The sequence below is a fragment of the Paenibacillus sp. EB106-04-04-XG159 genome, from assembly GCF_058791835.1.
On record NZ_JBYTDY010000009.1, the window covers coordinates 69,075 to 91,907 of the forward strand.

25 protein-coding genes are annotated in these 22,833 nt (G+C 45.8%); 23 read left to right on the forward strand and 2 right to left on the reverse strand.

Annotated elements, in window-relative coordinates:
• Positions 1–69: 69 nt before the first annotated feature.
• The 16 genes from AC3WTP_RS12770 to AC3WTP_RS12845 all read left to right on the forward strand — a co-directional run bounded on the left by AC3WTP_RS12770 (position 70) and on the right by AC3WTP_RS12845 (position 14,771).
• Positions 70–1,491 (forward strand): NAD-dependent malic enzyme, encoded by a 1,422-nt coding sequence (locus tag AC3WTP_RS12770; protein ID WP_492394999.1) that lies wholly within the window; start codon positions 70–72, stop codon positions 1,489–1,491.
• A 189-nt stretch (positions 1,492–1,680) separates the two neighbouring features.
• Positions 1,681–2,643 carry a hypothetical protein gene (locus AC3WTP_RS12775; protein ID WP_492395000.1) on the forward strand — a complete coding sequence of 321 codons (963 nt, stop codon included), beginning with the start codon at positions 1,681–1,683 and terminating at the stop codon, positions 2,641–2,643.
• 12 nt (positions 2,644–2,655) lie between these two features.
• Complete coding sequence (locus tag AC3WTP_RS12780) at positions 2,656–3,117, forward strand: VanZ family protein (protein WP_492395001.1); 462 nt, start codon at positions 2,656–2,658, stop codon at positions 3,115–3,117.
• Positions 3,118–3,291: 174 nt separating this feature from the next.
• The gene (locus AC3WTP_RS12785; protein WP_492395002.1) at positions 3,292–3,999 is read left to right on the forward strand and encodes a nucleotidyltransferase domain-containing protein; all 708 of its coding nucleotides are present in this window, start codon (positions 3,292–3,294) and stop codon (positions 3,997–3,999) included.
• Positions 4,000–4,110: 111 nt separating this feature from the next.
• A complete protein-coding gene (locus AC3WTP_RS12790) occupies positions 4,111–4,731 on the forward strand; it encodes an alpha/beta hydrolase (protein WP_492395003.1) in 621 nt (206 codons plus the stop codon).
• Positions 4,732–4,862: 131 nt separating this feature from the next.
• Entirely contained in the window at positions 4,863–5,369 is a 507-nt protein-coding gene (locus tag AC3WTP_RS12795) for an NUDIX hydrolase (RefSeq protein ID WP_492395004.1), read from the forward strand.
• Positions 5,366–6,181 carry a GNAT family N-acetyltransferase gene (locus AC3WTP_RS12800; protein WP_492395005.1) on the forward strand — a complete coding sequence of 272 codons (816 nt, stop codon included), beginning with the start codon at positions 5,366–5,368 and terminating at the stop codon, positions 6,179–6,181. Before AC3WTP_RS12795 ends, AC3WTP_RS12800 begins: the two co-directional genes overlap by 4 nt.
• A gap of 29 nt (positions 6,182–6,210) precedes the next feature.
• Entirely contained in the window at positions 6,211–7,026 is an 816-nt protein-coding gene (locus AC3WTP_RS12805; RefSeq protein WP_492395006.1) for a Gfo/Idh/MocA family protein, read from the forward strand.
• Positions 7,027–8,231: 1,205 nt separating this feature from the next.
• Positions 8,232–8,684: a hypothetical protein gene (locus AC3WTP_RS12810; protein ID WP_492395007.1), complete on the forward strand. Its 453-nt coding sequence runs from the start codon at positions 8,232–8,234 to the stop codon at positions 8,682–8,684.
• Positions 8,685–8,755: 71 nt separating this feature from the next.
• Positions 8,756–9,070 (forward strand): hypothetical protein, encoded by a 315-nt coding sequence (locus AC3WTP_RS12815; protein ID WP_492395008.1) that lies wholly within the window; start codon positions 8,756–8,758, stop codon positions 9,068–9,070.
• A 128-nt stretch (positions 9,071–9,198) separates the two neighbouring features.
• Positions 9,199–11,238, forward strand: coding sequence for a S9 family peptidase (locus tag AC3WTP_RS12820; protein WP_492395009.1), 2,040 nt, complete (start codon positions 9,199–9,201; stop codon positions 11,236–11,238).
• A 44-nt stretch (positions 11,239–11,282) separates the two neighbouring features.
• Complete coding sequence (locus AC3WTP_RS12825; protein WP_492395010.1) at positions 11,283–11,579, forward strand: antibiotic biosynthesis monooxygenase family protein; 297 nt, start codon at positions 11,283–11,285, stop codon at positions 11,577–11,579.
• A 124-nt stretch (positions 11,580–11,703) separates the two neighbouring features.
• On the forward strand, positions 11,704–12,771 hold the full coding sequence (gene murG, locus AC3WTP_RS12830; RefSeq protein WP_492395011.1) for an undecaprenyldiphospho-muramoylpentapeptide beta-N-acetylglucosaminyltransferase: 1,068 nt from the start codon (positions 11,704–11,706) through the stop codon (positions 12,769–12,771).
• Positions 12,772–12,800: 29 nt separating this feature from the next.
• A complete protein-coding gene (locus tag AC3WTP_RS12835; protein WP_492395012.1) occupies positions 12,801–13,271 on the forward strand; it encodes a double zinc ribbon domain-containing protein in 471 nt (156 codons plus the stop codon).
• Between the two features lie 134 nt (positions 13,272–13,405).
• The gene (locus AC3WTP_RS12840; protein ID WP_492395013.1) at positions 13,406–14,254 is read left to right on the forward strand and encodes a P-loop NTPase family protein; all 849 of its coding nucleotides are present in this window, start codon (positions 13,406–13,408) and stop codon (positions 14,252–14,254) included.
• Between the two features lie 49 nt (positions 14,255–14,303).
• Positions 14,304–14,771 carry an NUDIX domain-containing protein gene (locus tag AC3WTP_RS12845; RefSeq protein WP_492395014.1) on the forward strand — a complete coding sequence of 156 codons (468 nt, stop codon included), beginning with the start codon at positions 14,304–14,306 and terminating at the stop codon, positions 14,769–14,771.
• A 12-nt stretch (positions 14,772–14,783) separates the two neighbouring features.
• Here the strand turns inward: AC3WTP_RS12845 and AC3WTP_RS12850 are convergent, their stop codons facing one another.
• The gene (locus tag AC3WTP_RS12850; protein WP_492395015.1) at positions 14,784–15,131 is read right to left on the reverse strand and encodes a DUF1360 domain-containing protein; all 348 of its coding nucleotides are present in this window, start codon (positions 15,129–15,131) and stop codon (positions 14,784–14,786) included.
• Positions 15,132–16,104: 973 nt separating this feature from the next.
• On the opposite strand from AC3WTP_RS12850, the gene AC3WTP_RS12855 reads away from it, so the two are divergent.
• The 4 genes from AC3WTP_RS12855 to AC3WTP_RS12870 all read left to right on the forward strand — a co-directional run bounded on the left by AC3WTP_RS12855 (position 16,105) and on the right by AC3WTP_RS12870 (position 18,881).
• Positions 16,105–16,839 carry an RNA polymerase sigma factor gene (locus AC3WTP_RS12855; protein WP_492395016.1) on the forward strand — a complete coding sequence of 245 codons (735 nt, stop codon included), beginning with the start codon at positions 16,105–16,107 and terminating at the stop codon, positions 16,837–16,839.
• Positions 16,840–16,857: 18 nt separating this feature from the next.
• Complete coding sequence (gene clpP, locus AC3WTP_RS12860) at positions 16,858–17,436, forward strand: ATP-dependent Clp endopeptidase proteolytic subunit ClpP (protein ID WP_492395017.1); 579 nt, start codon at positions 16,858–16,860, stop codon at positions 17,434–17,436.
• A gap of 208 nt (positions 17,437–17,644) precedes the next feature.
• Positions 17,645–18,295, forward strand: coding sequence for an HAD family hydrolase (locus tag AC3WTP_RS12865; RefSeq protein ID WP_492395018.1), 651 nt, complete (start codon positions 17,645–17,647; stop codon positions 18,293–18,295).
• A gap of 64 nt (positions 18,296–18,359) precedes the next feature.
• Entirely contained in the window at positions 18,360–18,881 is a 522-nt protein-coding gene (locus AC3WTP_RS12870) for a GNAT family N-acetyltransferase (protein ID WP_492395019.1), read from the forward strand.
• Positions 18,882–18,966: 85 nt separating this feature from the next.
• On the opposite strand, the gene AC3WTP_RS12875 is transcribed toward AC3WTP_RS12870, so the two are convergent.
• Entirely contained in the window at positions 18,967–19,491 is a 525-nt protein-coding gene (locus AC3WTP_RS12875) for a DUF1572 family protein (protein ID WP_492395020.1), read from the reverse strand.
• A gap of 316 nt (positions 19,492–19,807) precedes the next feature.
• Between AC3WTP_RS12875 and AC3WTP_RS12880 the strand changes: the two genes are divergently transcribed.
• The 3 genes from AC3WTP_RS12880 to AC3WTP_RS12890 are packed head-to-tail and all read left to right on the forward strand — an operon-like array spanning position 19,808 to position 22,794.
• Positions 19,808–20,551 (forward strand): (Fe-S)-binding protein, encoded by a 744-nt coding sequence (locus AC3WTP_RS12880; RefSeq protein WP_492395133.1) that lies wholly within the window; start codon positions 19,808–19,810, stop codon positions 20,549–20,551.
• Positions 20,538–22,052 (forward strand): LutB/LldF family L-lactate oxidation iron-sulfur protein, encoded by a 1,515-nt coding sequence (locus tag AC3WTP_RS12885; protein ID WP_492395021.1) that lies wholly within the window; start codon positions 20,538–20,540, stop codon positions 22,050–22,052. The genes AC3WTP_RS12880 and AC3WTP_RS12885 overlap by 14 nt, the downstream gene beginning before the upstream one ends.
• Entirely contained in the window at positions 22,045–22,794 is a 750-nt protein-coding gene (locus AC3WTP_RS12890) for a LutC/YkgG family protein (protein WP_492395022.1), read from the forward strand. The genes AC3WTP_RS12885 and AC3WTP_RS12890 overlap by 8 nt, the downstream gene beginning before the upstream one ends.
• Positions 22,795–22,833: the final 39 nt, after the last annotated feature.

Here is a 22,833-nt window from a genome sequence, read left to right on the forward strand (position 1 = left end):
TCATAGTCAAAAGAGTCATAATCCCGTAATATTAAAGGTTGGCAGGTAGAGAAATATAGGAGAGTGACTATGGTGGAGTTGCCAAAAACATCTAAAACTAAAATTGTAATTCGCGTAGAAATGATCAAAGATACAGAAGCATTTGGACGAGTAGCTACTGCTATCGGTGAAGCAGGCGGCGATATCGTGGCAATAGATGTCGGTAAATCTGATCAGAACACAACAATTCGTGATATTACGGTTAATTTGAATGATGCGAATGGAAGGAACCTCATTGCGGAGCAGTTGAATAAGCTTAATGGTGTTAAGGTTCTGGAGGTGACGGATCAAACCTTCTTTATGCACTTAGGCGGGAAGATTGAAGTTACACCTAAAGTGGCCATTAAGTCTCGAGATGATCTATCACGCGTCTACACGCCTGGTGTAGCCAATGTATGCATGTCTATTCACGAAGATCCTGATAAAGCTCATACGTTAACGATTAAGCGCAACACCATTGCTGTCGTTTCAGATGGTACAGCAGTATTGGGCTTAGGTGATATTGGCCCACTTGCCGCAATGCCTGTTATGGAAGGCAAGGCGATGCTATTCAAGCAGTTTGCTGATGTTGATGCGTTCCCTATCTGTTTGAATACTCAAGATACGGAAGAAATTATTGAAACGATTAAACGGATTGCTCCAGCCTTCGGCGGGATCAACCTTGAAGATATCTCATCACCTCGATGCTTTGAAATTGAGAAGAGACTAAGTGAAGAAATTGACATTCCTGTATTCCATGATGATCAGCATGGAACAGCGGTTGTCCTGTTGGCAGGATTATATAATGCAGTGAAAGTAGTAGGCAAGCGTCTTGAAGACTGCAAGGTCGTACTTTGCGGTATCGGCGCAGCGGGAACGGCTTGTACCAAGATATTGCTTGCAGCGGGCGTGACGCGCATTATCGGTGTGGATCGCATGGGTACTCTCGTTAAAGGTCAGAACTATGAAAATGAAACTTGGCAATGGTATGCGGAGAATACGAATCCGGAGCGCGAGACTGGATCATTGTCCGAGGTCATTGAAGGCGCAGACATCTTCATCGGTGTTTCCGGTCCTGGCGTATTGAAACGCGAGCATATTAGCAAGATGGCGAAGGATCCTATCGTGTTCGCGATGGCTAATCCTACACCTGAGATACTCCCTGAAGAAGCAGAAGGGCTTGTACGCGTTATGGCAACTGGTCGCTCGGACTATCCGAACCAGATTAACAATGTGCTCTGCTTCCCGGGCTTATTCCGAGGCTTGCTCGATTGCCGAGCATCGCAGATTACGGAAGAGATGAAGCTTGCAGTTGCTAAAGCGATCGCATCCGTCATTACCGAGGATGAATTGAACGAGTATAATATTATTCCGAGTGTGTTCAATCCTCATGTTGCGGAAAAAGTAAAAGAGGCTGTCATTCATGCCGCCTGCAGTTCAGGCGTCGCTCGCCACGAGGATCTGGGCGCATAGAAAAAGTTTATGAATATATGGGGCTGTCCCGTAAGTAGATTTGATTACTTGTGGGAGGAGCCCCATTTTTACATGTTGACAAGTACCTAATTTGATAATGTCTTACAATTTCACAAAACAATTGATAGATGTTAAACTTCTACATATATGTTAGGCCGTTCAATCGTACATGGAAGAAGGTGTGAATCGATGAACTATAATGAGAGGCTATTGCAATTAGGAGCCGACTACCTGCAGGATTCAATACCGGCAGATCTAGTATGTGCATTTGCTGGCGGTTCAGTAGGCCGAGGAGAAGCGGATGAGTACAGTGATCTGGATCTGATTTATTATGTATTAGAATCGAATAGAAGTGACAGCTACAATATCATACACAACAATCAGGCGATCCAACTGGATATTCATACGATGCCTCAACGATCAGACATCGAACAGAATCCTTGGGATTATCGATTTATGCTGGAAGCAAAGGTTATATATGATCCTGTCGGCAAGTTCAAACAATTGCGAGATGAAGCAATATCTTATCTGAACTCGCGTGAGGGCCGTCAGCTTATGCTAAAGCAGGCTAGTGAAGTTGTACAGTCTCGAATTCAATGGCTGCATCACAGCATACAAGGAGAGCAGTGGATAACCGCGGGGCTGGCAGCACATTCTGCCGTGATCGACGCAGCGTTTGCATACGCTTATTTTACTGACGGAGAGGTGTCTACAGGGGGATTGTTAAGATGTCTGAGCGAACTCGATTCATACGAACTGCTGAAACAGATTGTATTTCCAGCGTGCTCACACCCGTCAGAGGTCGATCGATGGCTTAAAGCTTTGAGCATGTACAGCACCTATGTGCGTGAACGATATGGAACGAACTTCGCATTAGATAGCACCCAAGATACTCTCGTCAGACGAAAAGCCGCTCGATATATGCAAAATGGAGACTGGCACAATATCCATTGGCAACTAGCAGGAGAAGCATTCTGGTGCTACCTTTCAATAGCGAAAGAAGGCATGACCTTGGAACAGCATATTCACCAGCTGCCTGCATCTATTCAAGCTGCGTTGAACGATCTTGGTTTTAAGCCGCGCTCCGTTGAACAGTTGGCGCAATTAGAGACTGCAGCAGTTAGTATCATGAAGGAGATCAAGATGATATAGGAGACATATGCGATGAAGGGCATAAAATGGATTCGATATTCAGCAACAACAGTCATTATCTTGTATTCACTATGTGTGCTTTACTTGATGCTGTTTGGATTTGGAAGATCATATATTCAAGGCGAAGAGTTAAGGTACAATTTGACCCCTTTTGTTACGATCAAGCAGTTCCTGCAAGTGGATAACTTTAACTTCAAGATCTGGTTTATTAATTTAGTTGGAAATATCGGAGTATTCGTTCCGTTCGGTGTCTTGATCCCAATCATCATCAAGGTGCGGCTTTGGAAATTCATTCTGATGTTTATAACAAGCATTACGATCGTGGAACTATTGCAAATGCTAAGCAGACGTGGAAGTTTTGATATCGACGATATCATTCTGAATACGTTGGGAGTATTCATAGGTTACGTTATATATAGATGCCTCTTATTTATTGTCCGAAGTCCAAAAGCCTCTAAGTCAATCAATTCATAGATAATGGCTTGCGACTTGCCTAGCAGTTATGTAACAATGAGCTTATACTCATAATTGGAATATACTCCAACATTATGTTAAGTCGCATGATGAGTATATAGGGGCAATATTTCTCTCCTGAGAGTAAGCAACGCTGTATTACGGATATAATGCTGTTAAGGAGACGTGTCGTGAATGGTCCGCAAGTTAATGAATCGCTTTACTGAAGAAATGGTAGTGCATTGCGGTAATAATCTTCTCGCGATATATCTCACTGGGAGTTTTGTCAGAGGAGAGCAGACAGCAGAATCAGATGTAGATGTAATTTGCTTCTTTCATTCACTATCGATAGAAAGTATGTCGATTGTGGGGAAGCTTATTAACGGATTAAACGATTCCGATAGCAAATTCGAGCTGAAGCCAAAGTGCTTGACTTTAAACGAGTATATGAATCTTGGGTTCAATCGTTATATCAATCCATTATTATATTATGAAGGACAGCTCATCTATGGTCATGAGCTCCTGATAAAACCCTCTAACCAAGCTCTCTTGAGCTTCAGCAAGAGATTGCTGGCTGATTCTGTGATGAATCTCCGTAATCACTTATCCAATATTGAACCAGCGGGACTACTTTCAGATGGAAAATTGCGTAATTTGGTTATTAAGTCTTTATGTGTGGCCTTGCGTGTAGAACGATTATTAGCGACCGACCAATTTCCATTCAGTTACCATGAGCTATTGTTAAGTGACATTACGGTACAGGAGCAAATTGTTGTTGCTTGGCTAATGATACCGGATAATCTGAGGTTCGATGTCCTGAACGATGTGATGGGTGTGCGCAAGACTCTTATGGAAGCGGCAGCTGCCTTAATGGATCGACTTCACACTATCGAAATCTTATAACAACCAGGGAGCCGTTCCTATAAATACAATACAACGACCGCATATGACCCGGCCTAGAATCGCAAATATCGATGGCTGGGTCTTGCTGTATACAGGAAAGGATGATGAGTTATGAACATTAATTCTATTACACTCCCTTCAGCATGGGGGAGAGATGTGAAGCATCGACACATTTCCAATGGTTCATCTTCTCTTGTGGTTTGTTTTCCAGGGCTTAGCTATTCATGCGATTTGCCGGTATTGTATTATGCTGCGAAGAGCGCAGTGGAGTTTAATCACGACGCATTGCTGCTGGAATATGGCTATCAAAGTGCTAGAGTACCGTTTAACCGAGATGACATGGATCAGATTGTACAGGAATGTAAGGAGGCGATATTGCAGGCAGCCTCCTCATATGAGCAGATCATATTTGTGAGCAAGAGCTTGGGCACACTTGTGGCTGGTGAAGTTGCCGCTGCTATTGATCATTTGCCCATTTGTCATCTATTTTTAACACCGATTAATGCATCCGTTCCATACATCCAGAACAATAGAGGGGCTGTAATTTACGGCACGAAAGATGACTCATTCAGTGAGGACAGTATTCGTACAATCAAGGGTCTTCAGGATATTGAAGTATTTCCGATTCGGGAAGCTTCACACGCTCTGGAAGTTGATACCGTCAGTCATTCTTTGTTGGTTATGCGAGAAATCGTTTTGATTTATAATGACTTTTTCCAAAAGCTACGTTAAACTCAACTGTTCTTGAACATTGGTGAGCCGAATCTGGCGCGACATAAAGAATTCATAGTTCCTGAAGAACTTCAAAATAAATTCGATAAGGATCATTTAGATTAATCTAGCAGCTAGGGAGGTGCTTACATGTGGAACCGTTCATATTCTGTCCGTTGTGTGGAGATAAGCTAACAGGTACATATGTGATAGGAAAGAGTTATATACATTGTTCTTCAGGTCATTATACGTATTATCCGAATCAAGTAGTTGGTGCAATCGGGGTTGTACATCACGAAGGCAAGATCCTATTAGAGCGCAGAGGTATAGAGCCGGGATATGGCTTATGGGGATTGCCGGGAGGTATGGCAGAGCAAGGAGAATCGATTGAGAAATGCATCATCCGAGAAGTTTATGAGGAAACAGGACTGCAGATCGAAGTGATTTCATTACTAGATGTACTCGGAGGCATGCAAGCCTGTATCGTTGGGTATGAGGCGAGAGTTGTCGACGGCAGCATTCGAAAGTCTGAAGAGTCGCTCGAGCTGGCGTGGTTTTCGATTGACCACATTCCGTTTGAAGAGTTTGCATTTCCTCGTCATGCCGCGATATTGCGAAAATGGATGGAACACAATTCTTCATATCGAGGTACTCTATGAGTGAATTGATCCCTTCTATACAACAGCTTCAACATATTGAAGATTCCGAAATTGACTATATGAACAACCGCATGCATGCCATTAAGAGTCGAAATGGCAACCCAGAAGGTGTTGAGGTTGAACGATTCGGGCACACGATCTGTTTGTACAGTAGAACGATGCCATGGCCGGCATTTAATACAGTCAAGGGGCTGTGTAGTGCGGATCTGGAGCATTTGGATTCGATTATAGAATTCTATCGCTCTCGCAATCGCAAGATACAATTTGAGATCGTACCTGCTCTAGCTGATCATTACGTACTAAAGTCGCTTGCAGACCAAGGATTTTACCAATCTGGATTTCACGCGTCTTTATATATCGAGCCTATCGAATTCGCACTCGAACCGGATGAATATATTACGATTCGAGAATTGCATGAAGATGAGCTCGAGCTGTACGCGGCCATTCATTGCAAAGGGTTTGGGCTAGGGGATGACGGAATCGCTAGCGTTGCACAGAACAATATCGTGCTGTTTCTTCAAGATCAATGGAAGTATTATGTCGCGGAATGGAACGGTGAGCCTGCTGCGGTTGGCGTAATGTACATAAACAATGGAATTGCCTCCTTAACGTCTGCGGCAACGCTGCCCCAATACCGCAATAAGGGATTGCAGCGGCGGTTATTGATGCAAAGAATTGAAGAGGCCTATCAGCATCGGTGCTCGATGGTGGTCGGTCAATGTGCTCTCTTGTCTCAGAGTCATCGCAATATGGAGCATGTCGGGATGAGGATCGGATACGTGCGTGCGACATGGACTGAATTAACCTATTAATCTCATTGACCCAATAGAGGTGCTGCACAATGTCAATTGTTCGAGTCGGAATCATAGGCACGGGGTTTGGATCGTCAGTCCATGCTCCGCTATTCAATCTCCATAAAGGGTTTGAAGTGCGTGCAATTGCTAGTGTATATCGAAAAGATAAGTTGATCGAGTATAATACATTCTCCGGAACTCGTGAATATTCAGATTGGAAAGAGATGCTTAATCATGAAGATATAGACCTAGTATCGATTACATCGCTGCCGGCACTTCATCAGGATATGGCGCACTATGCGCTGTCGAAAGGACTCCACGTCCTATGTGAGAAACCGATGGCTTATAATAGCGAGCAATCCAGTCGCATGGTTGAATCACTGGGGCATTCCAATAAGCTTGGCTTCGTCAACTTTCAATGGAGATGGCTTCCCGTAAGGCAAGCGATCAGATCGATACTCGATCAGAAGCGGTTGGGAACTGTTCAACATATTCGTTATCAAGGAAGCTTCTCGGGATATCAAGCGTTGACGTCAACTCATCTTGGATGGGAAGGCAGGAAAGAACAAGGCGGAGGGATGCTGTTCGCGATTGGATCTCACATGCTCGATTCGCTGATGTGGTGGATGGATCAACCGATTCGTGATGTGTACGCGATGATGGAGACGAAAGTACCTCATCAGATAGGGGAACTCGATGCAGAAGTACGAGATGCGGATGATGCATTTCATGTAGTGGGCCATTTTGCAGAGGGTGCTTCGTTTTCGGCTGAACTGTATTATCCCGCGGTTCGTGGAACCGGCTGGCTGCTTGAAATCTATGGAACTCAAGGGACGCTGATCATGCAAATGATCGAGAAATAAAAGTCAGCTATGGCGGTGAGTTTCAAGCCGTTGAAGTGGAGAATATGGAGCCGCCATCGACATTGAACTCCCCAGCCAAGGATTATTACAACGGATTCCACCAAATGATGAACGCACTGCATACGTCAATCATGAATGGAACATATATGCCTTCCTTGGCGACGTTTGAGGATGGGCATCGAGTTCAGTAGGTATTGGATGCTGTTAGGCTCTCTGCTGAGCAACATGTACGAATAACGTGCCTATAATGTGTAGATAGATTTCAGTTCAGACATAAGGGGCTGACTCATAAGTAAATGGGAAAGCCCCTGTTTTAAGCTCGGGAGACGGTTAGGAAAGCTGAGACGTCAATTTTGTGCATCTCAGCCCTTTTTCGAGCTGATTTTGGAGCTGAGATGTAGTTTTTCGACGTCTCAGCTATGTTTTCCGGTTCGCTGAGGCGTTTCTGCCATCTGAGACGTCAATTTTGTGCATCTCAGCCCTTTTTCGGGCTGATTTTGGAGCTGAGATGTAGTTTTTCGACGTCTCAGCTATGTTTTCCGGCTCGCCGAGGCGTTTCTGCCGTCTGAGACGTCAATTTTGTGCATCTCAGCCCTTTTTCGAGCTGATTTTGGAGCTGAGATGTAGTTTTTCGACGTCTCAGCTATGTTTTCCGGCTCGCTAAGGCGTTTCTGCCGTCTGAGACGTCAATTTTATGCATCTCAGCCCTTTTTCGAGCTGATTTTGGAGCTGAGATGTAGTTTTTTAACGTCTCAACTGAGATAGACCGTTCCAAGATGTCGAGTTCAAGTTTGTCAATTTATTACCGTTAACAATAAAGGGGTTGTCCCAAAAGTCATGTGAAAAATGACTTCTGGGACGGCCTCTTCTTTGTGTTCGCGCACATAGAAGAGGTATTGATCAGGATTGCAGTTTAATTTACGGTTACAAACCACTTACTTAGCATAAAGTCAATATTATTTCGTAAATAATTATGACAAAAAATCATCAAAAATAAGAACAATGTGTGGCAGTTTGGAATAGAATGGTATATAATGGAACAAAATTAGATGTTTAGAACAGCGGAATAAAGGGGGCGCAGCTTCTAACTTACGCATATACATAACCTTTATGATTGTAAGCGATTGCAAATATGGCGAATATGTGGCAAATGTTGAGTCGTGAGCGCATATATTCTCATATCAAACTGAGAGGAGTACATTTTGATGAAAACCCAATCCATATTTAAAGCCAAAGGCCCATCAGGTCTTGTCTATTTCGCTTATCTAAGCGTGTTAACGATCATGTACACCTATATCTCATTGCATGGTTTATTGCGCGGCACGACGTACTTGTTCATAGGCTTAACGGTTATTAATGTTATCGTGCTGCTCATTGCTGGATTGCGCACCCTCAAGAAGCCTGGCGATATAAGGTTAGGACATAACACAATTACGCTAATGGATAAGATCGTTCCGGTTGAAAATATTGACGAGATTATCATCCAAGGGTATTGGAAGCCTGTGGTTGGAATCCGCTTGAAAGGCACGAAGATCCTTTCTTCCAATCAATGCTGCAGATTCTTGGAGCGTGAGGATGATGCGCTTAAGGCGATTCGTCAATGGGCGAATCTGAATCAAGTTAAGATAAGCAATCGACCATTTCTGAGATGGATCTAGTATAATAGGAATAAACAGACCTTCAACTCAGCTTGAAGGTCTATTTTATGTATTAGGAGAGTGAAAGCAATATGCTGGCAGGACCTAAACCGAAAGTGATAACCTTGTGCGGCTCAACCCGATTCAAGTCTCAGTTCGAGGAAGCCAATAAAATGTTGACGTTACAGGGGAATATCGTATTAAGTCTGGCATTCTTTGAGAAGAGCGAGGGTATATCGGTTACGGATGAGCAGGTTGAGTTGTTCGGCAGGCTTCATTTTCATAAGATCAACATGTCTGATGCCATATATGTAATCAATCCAGGTGGATACATAGGAGAGAGTACGCAAAGAGAAATAGAGTTCGCCCATTTAATGGGAAAAGACGTGGAATACTTAGAGATTTAATCCTTACATAGCTCGAGTATGTGACGTTTGAAAAATGAACAGTGCTCAACTTCTTGTAACCACTGTCCGATTAATCATGGTAATATATGGGCTATGAACTGCATTTCATAAATAGGAGGCAGCACCGCATGAATAAAAGACGCATCACAGCTGAAGATCTGTATCGTTTCACTTGGATTAGCGATCCAACAGTTAATCCGGTTAATGATCGTATTGCTTACGTTTTCAGAACAGTGAAGAGTGATAAGAGCGGGTACCAATCTCGTATTTATGTAACGGATGTGAACGGCAGCAGCCATAACGCATTTACACAAGGTGAGCAGGATTCCGCTCCGAGCTGGTCACCAGATGGCAGCAAGCTGGCATTTCTGCGTAAAGTGGATCAGAAGAGTCAAGTGTGGTTTATTCCTGCGGACGGCGGAGAGGCCTACGCGGTTACTTCTGCAGAGCAAGGTGTAAATTCATTTGCTTGGTCGCCAGATGGCGGCATGCTGCTCTATTCCTCAAAGGTGAAGCTTGGCGAGTCAACCTCTGCTGCTGACACGGAGGAACAAGAACAGCCTGCTAAGCCTGGCAAACAGGCAGTAGTTGTGGATCGTCTCCGCTCTAAGGCTGATGGAGCAGGTTTACTGGATAGCACGCTGCGGTCGCATTTGTTCGTATATGAGATCGGTAATGGATGCACAACGTCCATCACTTCAGGCGAATATGATGTTTTGGACTTCGCATGGTCTCCAGACTGCGCTTCGGTCGCATATACAACGAAGTTGTTAGAAGATGAGACGATTGATCCGGACTTAACCTTGAAGAATGATCTGTTCATCGTTGATCGTGATGGTAATAAGCATCGTCGAGTCACCGACTCGCAATATAATATAGGGAAGCCAGTCTATTCGCCAGATGGCAGCAAGATTGCTTTCTTAGCAAGCGATCACAGCTATTTCAATGCAACTACAACCAAACTATATTCGGTAAATTGCAATACCGGTGAAGTGGCATGCCTGATGGGGGGATTGGATCTGCATCTCGGCAATTCCGCTGTTACGGATATGAAGATGGGTCCTTCTGCGACACCTGTGTTCAGCAGCGATGGAGCTTCCATATACAGCCTAATCACAACAGAAGGCAGTGTACATATTGGTAAGTTCAGTATCGAGGGCGGCTGTGAAATGGTCGCAACTGGCGGACGTGAAGTTATTCAGTTCGCTAGTACGAATAACGAACAAGAGCTGATCATAGTTGCGGCTAATGACCTGATGCCAGGTGAACTGTATCGGCTCGATACCGCAAGCTTGGACGAAGTTCAATTAACGAGAGCCAATGCTTTGTTATGGGATGAGCTGGAGCTCAGCAAGCCGGAATCGTTCTGGTTTGAAGCTTCGGATGGCGGCACGGTACAGGGATGGATCATTCCGCCAGTAGGCTTGCAGCCAGGTGATAAAGTGCCAGCGATAGTCGAAATACATGGCGGGCCGCATGCGATGTATGTCAATTCGTTCATGCACGAATTCCAACTGCTTGCGGCACAAGGATATGCCGTTATGTACTGCAATCCTCGCGGGAGCCATGGCTACGGTCAACAATTCGTGAATGCTTGCCGCGGAGATTATGGCGGTCGCGATTACATGGATGTAATGGAGCTCGTGGATTATGTAACAGCTCACTATAATTATGTAGATGCTGATAAGCTCGGCGTAACGGGCGGCAGCTACGGCGGATTTATGACGAACTGGATTGTAGGTCATACCAATCGATTTAAGGCAGCCGTGACGCAGCGTTCGATCAGCAACTGGATCTCTTTCTATGGCGTAAGTGATATCGGCTATTTCTTCACAGAGGATCAGATTGGCGGAAATGCGTGGGATGATCTAGAGAAGCTGTGGAAGCACTCACCGCTGGCCTATGTGAATAAGATTGAAACACCGCTGCTCATTTTGCATGGAGAAGAAGACCTGCGTTGTCCGATCGAGCAAGGAGAGCAATTATTTATAGCTTTAAAACGTCAAGGCAAGAAAACTCAGTTTGTTCGATTCCCTGGCGCTAGCCATGATCTGTCACGCAGCGGTCATCCTGAACTGCGCGTGGAGCGCTTAAATCGAATTGCTGGCTGGATGAACGACACCATATTGAGCGAGAATCTTGTATCAACTTCGGCATTTGTTAAATAGATATTCATAGATATTAGAGTAAAACGAATACGGAGTTGAGGTATATGATTCTTGAGGTTGCTGTCTTGAGGGTAAAGCCCGGTTCGATAAATGAATTTGAGAGCAGCTTCAGAAAGGCGTCGAAGATCTTAGCTGGCACGAGAGGGTATATTCATCACGAGCTGTATAAATGCGTTCAGGAAGATCTGAAATACATTCTTCTCGTCAAGTGGAATTCCATCAAGGATCATACAGTTGGCTTCGGGCAATCACCTGAGTATGAGGAATGGAAAGCGCTGCTGCATCATTATTATGACCCGATGCCAGTTGAAGAGCATTATGTTCAGATTAGGACGGAATAGAAGCTGAATGCAAGGGAGCCGCTAAGGCTCCTTCTTTTTTTGTGTTTAACATAGATACCCAAAAGTGAATTATTATATATAATAGATAATTATGACATCAATCGATTGAACGGAGGAAGACGAATTGACGAAGCGAATTCTGTTCACAGGAGGCGGATCTGCAGGTCACGTGACGGTGAATCAGGCACTCATTCCTCATTTTATGAATAGAGGTTGGCAGGTTACTTATATGGGCTCCCACCAAGGGATCGAGGCTCAATTAATGAAGCAGCAGGAGCAGGTCAGATATGTTGGGATATCAACAGGAAAATGGCGCCGTTATAAGGATATGGAGAATATCAAAGATCCCTTTCGCGTAGTGAAGGGTATAATGGAGGCATATCGCCGCATTAGGGAAATTCGGCCAGATGTCGTATTTTCTAAAGGTGGATTCGTCGCCGTACCCGTCGTGCTGGGAGCATGGTTAAACCGAGTCCCTGTCATTATTCACGAGTCGGATATTACGCCAGGGCTCGCCAATCGAATCTCCATTCCGTTTGCAGCCAAAGTATGCGCTACTTTTCCAGAGGTTGCCGCGTCTATACATAAGGATAAGGCCGTTCATGTAGGGGCTATTATCCGTGAACAGCTTCGTCATGGACAACCAAGCAGAGGATATGCTTATTGCGGATTCACGAACAGTAAGCCCGTCATTCTCATCATGGGCGGAAGCTTGGGGGCACAGCGCATTAATCAGGCGATTCGGAATAATCTAGATCATTTATTACAGAAGTATCAGATCATCCATATTTGCGGAAAAGGACAGATGGATACAGCTATTCAACGATATGGTTACTTGCAGGTCGAATATATTCAGGATGAGCTTCCAGACTTGTTGGCGATAACAGATATGGTGATATCTAGAGCGGGCTCCAATTCTATTTTCGAGTTTCTGTCATTGCGCAAGCCAATGCTGCTCATTCCATTGTCGCGTGAAGCAAGCAGAGGGGATCAGATCTTGAATGCGGAATCCTTCAAGGCGGCAGGTTACTGTGATGTACTGCTGGAAGAACATTTGACAGATTCCTCACTATTAGATGCAATCCAACAGTTGGAAGCACATAAGAGCTCCATGATTGATAAGATGTCGCATCACGATCAAGATCAAGCGATCCATAAAGTGATAGATATGATCATTAACGTCACTAAATAAGCGTAAACCTGCGGAGGTGCTATTGCTTAATGGCGGTTAAAACCTGCAAACATTGTGGAGAGTCCAATGCGGAGCATGCTCTTATATGTACCGTATGCAGCAGCTCATTACGAGATATTCAGGCCGAGGGGACACCTAACGACAGCAAAGAATATACCTTGCTCAACGGGGCCCAAACGAAGATTGCTTGTTGGCATTGCAATGAGCTTTCTGACCGCGATACGATTAAGTGCAAATATTGCGGCAGCACATTGGTTAAACAAACGACGGATGCTCGACAATACTATCCTAGTGAAGAAGAAGGAATTGGGCTTGGTGTCATATTGCTGTATATTGTCACCCTCTTTATCCCTCTAATTGGCTTAATCGTAGGTGGTATTTACGTATTTAGTGATGACCCTGACAAACGGGGAAGAGGTACAGCCTTGCTGATGTTTGCAATAGGGGTGATCGTGCTGTTTTATGTTCTTGGAATCTTTGAATTCATTGGGCTTACGTAGTCTAATTCGACACTGTCCGAGCTATCGGATGGTGTTTTTATTTGTACGAATATATATTATGTAATATGTGATACACGAGCAGAAACATGCTATGTTATGATTATGACAACCTTTATATAGAGGAAGGATGCTCTATGAAATCGAAGTTGATTCTCATCGAAGGCTTGCCAGGCTTCGGTAAATCTACAGCGGCGCGGCTAGCGAGCGAAGTACTGAAAGAGACAAATGCGCAGCCTGAACTAGTGCTGGAAGGGGACCTTGATCATCCAGCAGACTATGATGGTGTTGCTTATTTTACAAAGGAACAGTTGTTTAATCTTGATGTAAAAGACAGTGATCTTCATTCACTCATCATGAACAGCGTAATCCAACAGGGGAAGCACTACGAGCTTCCTTATCGCAAGATGATCCAGAAATATGGTTCCGACTTCCCAGATGACTTATATAAGCAGATCTTTGAGCATGATGTTTATGAATTGCTCTTACATCAGAATATACAGCTCATTACAAGCCGTTGGCAGCAGTTCGCAGATCGTGCGCTTCTGGAAGAGAAGACGTACATTTTTGATTGCTGTTTTATTCAAAACCCGGTAACGATCGGGATGATCAAGTATGGAGCTTCCGAGAAGATAGTCACTCGATATGTAAATCAATTGGCTAACACCATTGTCAAGCTGAATCCATTAGTCATTTATATTGATCAGGATGATGTGGAGGCATCTTTCAGGAAGGCTGTGTTGGAGCGGCCTAAGGAATGGTCTGAAGGTTTCATCCACTACTATACGGAGAATTGGTATGGTCAAAGCCGCAATTATGAAGGAATTGAAGGTACCATTCAAGTGTTGAAGGAACGTTATCAAGTGGAAATGAACATCTATGAACAGCTGACAATTCCTAAGGTGAAAGTTAATAATTCTGATTATGACCGCTATCGCTGCAAGCAAGAGCTTTCTAAGGTTATACAAGCACATCTAGATATTTGAATCGTTAAGCGAGTGTAAATATTGCGGCCACAGAGAAGGAGAACACAATATGAAACAAACGATAATCGTAACAGGCGGAGCGATCATTCGGGATAGACGCGGCAGAGTGCTGCTGCAGAAGCGCTCCGATTATGGAAATTGGGGACTTCCAGGCGGAGGCATGGAGCCTGGTGAGACGATCGAAGAGACAATGTTGAGGGAAGTCTCTGAAGAGACAGGATTAACCGTATCTCAATATCACTTATATTCGATATATTCGGGTCCTCGAATGCAGTATCAATATCCAGATGGCAATGAAGTTGTATTCGTCATGTTTCTATTTGAAGCAGAAGCGGATCTAAGCAATAGAGTTGAGCCGGACGGTGTAACCTTAATCTATCGAGATTCCGAAAATGAGACGCAGCAGCTTGTATTTAAAGACTTGATGTCAATCGATCTTCAAGATATCAGTACTGTCCAACGACCGATATTTGAAGATCTGATCAACCAACGTCAAACGGAACTGCTGCGTACATAATTCGGCAATATTCTATAAGCGAAGTGCGATTGATTCGATTATTGCAGCCACACCGGCGGCTGCTAATATAACGATAAGCCATATGGCGCCTGGAACGAATAGAAATAGAAGGGTCAAAATAATTGAAGACCATACTCCTGTGCACCAATGGCACATCAAGATTCGTCCAATCCATCTGCGCAGCCCAGTGCCGCGTGCATCATGCATGACGATTAGCTGCTGATCATCATCATATTGTTCTGTTCTCACGATAAAGATATTACGCAGCTTCTCCGTAATATCGTCATAGACAATCAGATGAGTCAGGCGAAAGCTAGCAAACGCCAACATGATGAAGTACAGCCAAGTAAAGTTCTCCATTGCAAGATTCCTCCTTTGATATGACAGAAGCATACCTATTCGTACACCCCCTATGTTCGTCCAATCCTGCTAGCGAATATTTCATATACTAACAGCAGATCATTCGATAGGAGGTGATGTACAATGTGTTTCTGCCGTTCTGATAAAGAAGCTAATGCCAAAAAACCAAACATGACTTGGTGGAACAATGGACCGCGTAAGGTATCGGCCGATTATCCCAACAGAAGAAATGTTCAACAAGCCAAGAAACCTATGATGATACCTGCACCTAGCAAAAAGTTCTGGTAATATGCTATTACTATATGCTTCCTTGTCTATTTGGTGAGCCTATTCGTATGATCTAAACTCGATAATCCCTTCTTGAATGCTAGCTTGCTTTCATTAGGGGATTCGAGTTTCATCTATTTATATTGGAAAGAAGAGTTGCAGGCAGGTTTGGAAGTTATATTTAAGTCTATCTAGGATTATGACCGGTTGGTCTGACGTAGAGCATGAACTTTACATTTAGCATTAATTACCTTGAAATGGTACAAAATAACACTGATTTGACTACCGCATCAGTATACTAATCTACATACTGCTTGCTAGCTCGTTTATGTGGACTCAGGAGCCGCTATTTGTGAACTTTTCAGGGTCAGTTAGGGTTTTGCGGACACAGAAGCCGTTATTTGCTTGGAAATGATTGATTATCCGGTGATATTGCAGGAATAACGTCTCTACGGTCCGCGAACAGGGCAATTTGGCCACTTTAGGTACAAATAACGTCTCGTGTGTCCGCTTCGGCAATCGAAGAGGGAACTCAGGTTGTGTTTTTCTACATTTCCTGCAAGAATATAAACGTCTGGCCGCATCTTGCACATCTACGCAGGTGCGGTTTCCATTTATTAACAGAGTATAATAATAAAGAAACAGCGTATCCTTTCGGAGCGCTCATTCGTTTATCTAATGAATGATCAGCAAGAGGAGGCTCCATATGGCTAAACAACAGCTTAACGAACATCCCTCAGCATCTCGGCAAGCGGGCTTCGTATGGGAAGAAGTACGCTCCGACCTCATACAATATTGCACAAGCTTGACACATACTCGTTGGGACGCGGAAGATTTGGCACAGGATACGATACTTAGACTGCTGCCGATGCAGCAGGAGTGGGAACAGCATCCTGCACCACAAGCATTTATGTTGCACATCGCCAAAAATAGGTGGCTGGATCAGAAGAGGCGAGAAGAAACAGCTCAGCGTAAGGCGATGGAATTGACTCAAGCAGCCACTGTGCCGATTGAACAAGGTGTTGAGCTCGATGAAGCGCTCCGACTGCTTATCACTTGCTTATCTCCACTTCAACGTGCGGTGTTCTTGCTGCGAGAAGGCTTTAACTTCTCCAATGCTGATGTAGCGCGGCTTCTTCAGACGACTGAAGGCGCAGTCAAGTCGGTATTGAATCGCGCCCGCAAGGCGGTGAGTGCGGCAGCTGATCTGCACAGTTACTCTGAGCAGCTTAGCGGGGACGACAGGCAAGCTCTGCTTCAATATGCGCAGGCGCTGCGTATTGGCGATGCAGCTGCAGTAGTTCGTTTGCTGCAGACCGACTCGATCGATCAAGTTCAAGCGATCAGCCATCTGCATGTGATGGCTGCCCAAAAGCCAGCGCGCAGAGCGTCAAACGGTCCAACGTGCTTACTTTCGAAATACCATTTTGCTGCAGCTTAAAGGGAGGTTAATGATGAGATGAATGTTATTCCTTATGTCATCGAACAGACAAAGGGCGGTGAGCGGAGCTATGATATTTACTCACGCTTATTGAGGGATCGAATCATTATGGTCGGAGATGAGATTAATGATGCGTTAGCCAACTCCATTATCGCCCAGCTGTTATTTCTAGCCGCAGACGATTCGGAGCGGGACATCCAGATGTACATTAATTCACCAGGCGGCTCGGTAACGGCAGGCTTCGCAATCTACGATACGATGCAGCATATTAAGCCGGACGTCTCCACGATCTGCATCGGGATGGCTGCAAGCTTTGGCGCGATATTGTTGGCCGGTGGAGCTAAAGGGAAGCGCCTCGGGCTACCTAACTGTGAGGTTATGATTCACCAACCTCTAGGTGGAGCGCGCGGGCAAGCATCAGACATCCGTATACATGCAGAGTGGATTCTTAAGACACGTGAGAAGATCAATCAGCTGTTGGCTGATCGCACAGGGCAATCTCTGGAGCGCATTGCCAAAGACAGCGACCGGGATTTCTTTATGAACGCGGAGGATGCGCTTGCTTACGGCCTCATCGATAAGATCGTGACCCGTTAAGCGTAACTAGTAGACGAACGATTCCATGCTACACACATCTAGAAGAACAATAGACTGTGCAGAGATCTGCGGTCTATTGTTCTTTTTGTCGATTGTAAGTGATGCTATACTTAACTCAACATTTCAAGGCTTTAGCACGCATCGCTTCGCGAATGCGGCTCCTTTGCTGGGCAGGGTTTATTAACACAGTATAGAAAGGAAGGCAACGATGCGATACACAACGATTTGCTTTGATCTAGACGGAACTTTAACAGATCCGAAAGTAGGAATTACAAAGTCCGTTCAGCATGCATTACGAAAATTTGATATTTACGTCGAAGATCTCGACCAGCTTGAACCGTTTATCGGGCCGCCGCTAATGGAATCCTTTAAGATCTATTACAATTTCAATGAAGCGGAAAGTACTCGCGCGATCGAGGCGTATCGTGAGTATTTTAGAGAACGCGGTATGTTGGAAAATGAAATCTATCCTGGTATTCGCGAGCTGCTAGTTCTATTAAAACAACAGAAACGTAAATTATTCGTAGCGACTTCTAAGCCAACCGTATTTGCTGAACCGATAGTAAAGCATTTTCAGATTGACCAATACTTTGACGAGATTGTCGGGAGTGAGCTCGATGGTACTCGAACAGACAAGGCTCTTGTCATAAAGCATATATTAGATACCTATAATTGTGATCTTTCGTCAGTCATTATGATAGGCGACCGCAAGCATGATATAATTGGCGCTCGTAAAAATGAGATTGACTCGATCGCAGTAGGGTTTGGGTATGGTAGCGAGGAAGAATTGCAGGGCAGCCGGCCAACTTATTTTGCTCCAGCTGTAGGAGATCTGACTCAATTATTTAGCAAGATATAACCTCCGCAGTGCTGCATGCTTAGTGTGTGAATTGACATAGTGAGTAATGAGAGGAAGTGGAAGCGTGAAGGTCATATACGAGCGATTGCTGACTAAGGAGCTCCAGCATCAGTTGGAGGATGCTTACAGGCGTGAAGGGTCGATACGAGCAGAGAGCTACTTCGCTGATTGCTTGGAACAAAATTTAAATGGAACACGAATAACAGTCGTTGCGTTTGTGGATCAACAAATTGCAGGCTGCACCCATTTAAAGCTGCTTTCGGACTATCCGCATTTTCGGGAGAGAGGGATACCGGAGATCAACGACCTTGTCGTGTTCCCGCAATATCGGCGACAAGGGATTGCCAACGAATTAATCCGACAGTTAGAGGAAGCTGCTGCGGCATTCAGTCCAGAAGTCGGAATAGGCGTTGGATTGTATGCTGATTACGGTCAAGCGCAGCGCATATACTGCCGCAGAGGGTACACGTTAGACGGCAAAGGCCTCATCTATCAACACCAATCCGTTGAGCCGGGCAGTACGGTAAGGGTTGATGATGATCTGAATCTCTATTTTACGAAAAAGGTTATCGCTTCAGAAAGTTGATAGGCATGATCACATCAGATACATATCATATAGCCCGCTCTTCTCTCGCATGGGAAGGCGGGCTAATATTATGCAGGTATATTTACTAGAGTGATTTGCGCTTCGGTATCGAAAGTGTCGTCCAGGATGAGGAGGCGATGCATTTGGCCAGATACACAATCTGTCCTACATGATAGGAATAGTGCGACATCTGACGTTCAATAGCATCGACCACGAGAAGCGGTTCCTGGCGAATAGTAACCGTGCGCAGCAGATCGTCGGGCTTCAATTCATTCAAGGTAGTTAGAAAAACGTCCCACCCTTGCTCCCATATGCTCCATATGTGTTCAGGCGAGTCCATATTATCTTCAAACTCTTCATCCCGTTGCCGGGAGTTCTTCTCTCCGTCCGTTGTCAGAAAATCCGTCCATCGCGAGATCATATTGCCGCTCATATGCTTCACGATTACCGCGATACTGTTGGATTCCGGTTCAGGTACCCAATGCCAGTCCTCGGCTCGCTCTAATTGCTTCATGCCTTTCTCAGCCAACACTTTAAGCTCTTGAAATTTACTTACGACGGAATTCAGATAAACCTGAGCCAGTTCAATATTTTGCTGAGCATGATTCATACGGTATGCACCTCCAAATGTTAAATAAATATATACGTAGATGAATATAGCACCATATCTTTTATTAATAAAGTAGTTCGATTGCAGTTGCCAGCATATTCAATGCCATCAAATACCATAAATTTCAGCTGAGGTATTGTCATATACTGGGTGATAAATGTACAATGTGCATAATTCTATGGAATTAGAGTTACCGATAGATCTCTTGAATATAGTCATATTACATGCTTCTAACGCTTGAACATCCGTGTGAAATTGTTGTGTGTCTCTCTATTATGATTTATACGAAAAGTTGACGATGAAAGCAGGTGTCATGTTGAAGGTCTCTTACTTTATAACTTGTCTAAGCGACATGATGTATCCGCAGGTAGGGATAGCCGTTGCGCGTATACTAGCGCGGTACGGCATTGAGCTGGATGTTCCGGAAGTTCAGACATGCTGCGGTCAGCCTGCGTTCAACAGCGGATACTGGAAGGAGGCTCGTCAATCGGCGAAGACACTGCTTACGGCATTTGATGAAAGCGATTACGTCGTGACTCCTTCCGGTTCTTGTGCAGGGATGATTCATCACTATTATCCTGAGCTGTTTAAGGATGAACCTGAATGGCTGAGCAAGGCGGAACAATTGCAATCTAAGACCTATGAATTTACACAGTTTATGGTTCATGTGCTAGGCGTGACGGATATGGGTGCGGCATTTCCGCATAAGGTCGCGTATCATCCATCCTGTCACGGCAGCAGGCTGCTAGGGATACAGCAAGAGCCACAGCTGCTGATGCGGCATGTGCGAGGAATAGAGCTGGTTCCGCTCCCGCATGCGGAGGATTGCTGCGGCTTCGGCGGCACGTTCGCCGTCAAGATGGCTGTGATCTCGGGCGCGATGGTCACTGAGAAGGCGGATCATGTGCTGGAAACAGAAGCTGAAGTGCTGGTTGGCTTGGATCTTGGCTGCCTGATGAACATCTCAGGCAATCTGATGCATCGCGGACAGAAGCTTCGCGTCATGCATCTGGCGGAGCTGTTGGCGGAAGGAGTGAGCGGCAAGTATGAGCGTGTCTGAACAGAAGCAGTCAGTGAAGAAACGTGCCGATATCGCGCTCAATAACGACTTTCTGCGTCAAGCGGTCAAGTATACAACTGAACGCTTGAAAAATGGGAAGCTTACTGCGGCTGAGGAGCATGGGCACTGGGAAGAGTGGAGAGAGCGGGGGCGTCAGATTCGACTCCACACGATTGCGCATCTGGATTATTACTTGAGCGTGTTTGCTGAAAATGCGAGGAGCCACGGGACGCATGTTCACTTTGCTACCACGGGTGCCGAAGCGGTTCAGATCGCGCTGTCAATAGCCAAGCAGAAGCAAGCCGCGAGTGTAGTGAAATCGAAGTCGATGGTGTCCGAAGAGCTGCATATCAATCATGCGCTTGAGCAAGCCGATATCGAAACAATTGAAACGGATCTAGGTGAATACATTATTCAGCTTGCGGGGGAAGCACCTTCGCACATTATTATTCCGGCTATTCATAAGAACAGGCATCAGATCGCCGAGCTGCTGTCGAAGGAAGCGGGTGAGACGCTGCCGCCGGACACCGGCATATTGGCAGGTTTCGTGCGCAGGAAGCTGCGTGAGAAGTTTCTGGAGGCCGATATCGGGATGACGGGGTGCAACTTCGCGATTGCAGAGACAGGGTCGATGGTGTTGTTTGAAAATGAAGGCAATGCCCGCATGGTCAGCACCGTTCCGAAGACGCAGATTACGTTCATGGGCATGGAACGAATCATCCCGACACTGGATGATCTAGAGGTGATGGCGACGCTGCTGCCAAGGTCAGCGACCGGACAGAAACTGACGGTGTACATGTCGATCATCTCGGGGCCACGTCGCACACAGGACGGCGATGGTCCAGAAGAGATGCACATCATCATATTGGACAATGGGCGCTCCGAGCAGCTGGGCGACCCCCAATTCCAAGAGCTATTGAATTGTATTCGCTGCGGCGCCTGTTTGAATGCATGTCCCGTATATCGCCACATCGGCGGACATGCGTATGGGGGCGTATACAGCGGTCCAATCGGCGCGGTGTTGACGCCCGCGCTGAATCGCAATGTCGCGGAATGGGACGACATTGCCAACGCATCAAGCCTGTGCGGCGCCTGCTATGAAGCGTGCCCGGTCAAGATACCGCTGCACGATATGCTCGTTCATCTGCGCCGCCGTAAGGTGGAACATGGACATACCGACAAGCTGGAGCAGCTTGGCATGTCCATGTTCGGATATGCGATGGGAAGCGCTGGCCGCATGAGCAAGCTCGTGAGATTGGGTCGCCTTGGGCAGCGAGCGGTTGTGCGCCAAGGTGTGATCAAGGCGAGAATCGGCCCGTTGAAGGGCTGGAACGCCTATCGCCATCTGCCGAGTCTGCCGCAGCAGACGTTCAGGGAAGCGTGGAAGGAACAGATGGCGGATATAAGGCAAGAGATCCAACCGATGCAAGCGGAGCAATTGCAGCGAATGGAGCGGATCTTGAACGAACGACGCCAGAAGGGGGGCAGTATGGATGAGTGAGCAGACAAAGGATGTTCAGGAACAGCTGCACCGTCGAGCCTTGGCTAAGCAGGATCAATTCATGCGTAACATTGCGGCGCGATTAGGTAGGAAAGTGCCTCTTGCAGCGCCTCCTCCAAGAGCGGTGAAGGGTGCTCCCGCGTATTGGAATGAATTCGAATTATCGCTCGCGGAACGAGCCGAATTGTTCATGAGCAATTGGAAGCTGGCCGGCGGTCACTCCGTTCGAGTTCCTCATATGGAGGCTGCTAGGGAATATATCCATCAGCTGATCGTGGAGCTGCAAGCAACCCATTTGCTGCTGCATGATCATGCATTGCTGAATCAATTAGCAGTGGAAACGTGTGCAGACGTGGAATCAACGTATTGGGATGCGGCGGATATCGATGAATACGGCAGAGAGCAGCTTCAGGCAGTGGCCGCGGGGGCTGATATCGGATTCATCGTTGCTGAGCAGGCTGTCGCTTACACAGGCTCAGTCGTGACGATGTCTGCCTCCCGTCAAGGCCGCACGGTCAGCTTGCTGCCGACTGCGCTCGTCATCCTGATTCCCGCTGAGCGCTTGCTGACTCGCCTTGGTGAAATGCTGCGCCCATTGGATGCGCTCCCGCTGCAGCAGCTGCCTGCAGGTGTTCATTTCATTTCAGGGCCAAGCCGATCCGCTGATATTGAGAACGATCTTACTATTGGTGTTCACGGGCCGGGAGTGGTATACGCGATCATCGTGGATGATTTAACATAGCTTATATAGCGAATAATGGCTATTCCTGCTATAATGATG

Coding starts and splice junctions, on each gene's coding strand:
- AC3WTP_RS12770 (WP_492394999.1), top strand. CDS start 70: ATGGTGGAGTTGCCAAAAACATCTAAAACTAAAATTGTAATTCGCGTA.
- AC3WTP_RS12775 (WP_492395000.1), top strand. CDS start 1,681: ATGAACTATAATGAGAGGCTATTGCAATTAGGAGCCGACTACCTGCAG.
- AC3WTP_RS12780 (WP_492395001.1), top strand. CDS start 2,656: ATGAAGGGCATAAAATGGATTCGATATTCAGCAACAACAGTCATTATC.
- AC3WTP_RS12785 (WP_492395002.1), top strand. CDS start 3,292: ATGGTCCGCAAGTTAATGAATCGCTTTACTGAAGAAATGGTAGTGCAT.
- AC3WTP_RS12790 (WP_492395003.1), top strand. CDS start 4,111: ATGAACATTAATTCTATTACACTCCCTTCAGCATGGGGGAGAGATGTG.
- AC3WTP_RS12800 (WP_492395005.1), top strand. CDS start 5,366: ATGAGTGAATTGATCCCTTCTATACAACAGCTTCAACATATTGAAGAT.
- AC3WTP_RS12805 (WP_492395006.1), top strand. CDS start 6,211: ATGTCAATTGTTCGAGTCGGAATCATAGGCACGGGGTTTGGATCGTCA.
- AC3WTP_RS12810 (WP_492395007.1), top strand. CDS start 8,232: ATGAAAACCCAATCCATATTTAAAGCCAAAGGCCCATCAGGTCTTGTC.
- AC3WTP_RS12815 (WP_492395008.1), top strand. CDS start 8,756: ATGCTGGCAGGACCTAAACCGAAAGTGATAACCTTGTGCGGCTCAACC.
- AC3WTP_RS12820 (WP_492395009.1), top strand. CDS start 9,199: ATGAATAAAAGACGCATCACAGCTGAAGATCTGTATCGTTTCACTTGG.
- AC3WTP_RS12825 (WP_492395010.1), top strand. CDS start 11,283: ATGATTCTTGAGGTTGCTGTCTTGAGGGTAAAGCCCGGTTCGATAAAT.
- AC3WTP_RS12835 (WP_492395012.1), top strand. CDS start 12,801: ATGGCGGTTAAAACCTGCAAACATTGTGGAGAGTCCAATGCGGAGCAT.
- AC3WTP_RS12840 (WP_492395013.1), top strand. CDS start 13,406: ATGAAATCGAAGTTGATTCTCATCGAAGGCTTGCCAGGCTTCGGTAAA.
- AC3WTP_RS12845 (WP_492395014.1), top strand. CDS start 14,304: ATGAAACAAACGATAATCGTAACAGGCGGAGCGATCATTCGGGATAGA.
- AC3WTP_RS12850 (WP_492395015.1), bottom strand. CDS start 15,131: ATGGAGAACTTTACTTGGCTGTACTTCATCATGTTGGCGTTTGCTAGC.
- AC3WTP_RS12855 (WP_492395016.1), top strand. CDS start 16,105: ATGGCTAAACAACAGCTTAACGAACATCCCTCAGCATCTCGGCAAGCG.
- clpP (WP_492395017.1), top strand. CDS start 16,858: ATGAATGTTATTCCTTATGTCATCGAACAGACAAAGGGCGGTGAGCGG.
- AC3WTP_RS12865 (WP_492395018.1), top strand. CDS start 17,645: ATGCGATACACAACGATTTGCTTTGATCTAGACGGAACTTTAACAGAT.
- AC3WTP_RS12875 (WP_492395020.1), bottom strand. CDS start 19,491: ATGAATCATGCTCAGCAAAATATTGAACTGGCTCAGGTTTATCTGAAT.
- AC3WTP_RS12885 (WP_492395021.1), top strand. CDS start 20,538: ATGAGCGTGTCTGAACAGAAGCAGTCAGTGAAGAAACGTGCCGATATC.
- AC3WTP_RS12890 (WP_492395022.1), top strand. CDS start 22,045: ATGAGTGAGCAGACAAAGGATGTTCAGGAACAGCTGCACCGTCGAGCC.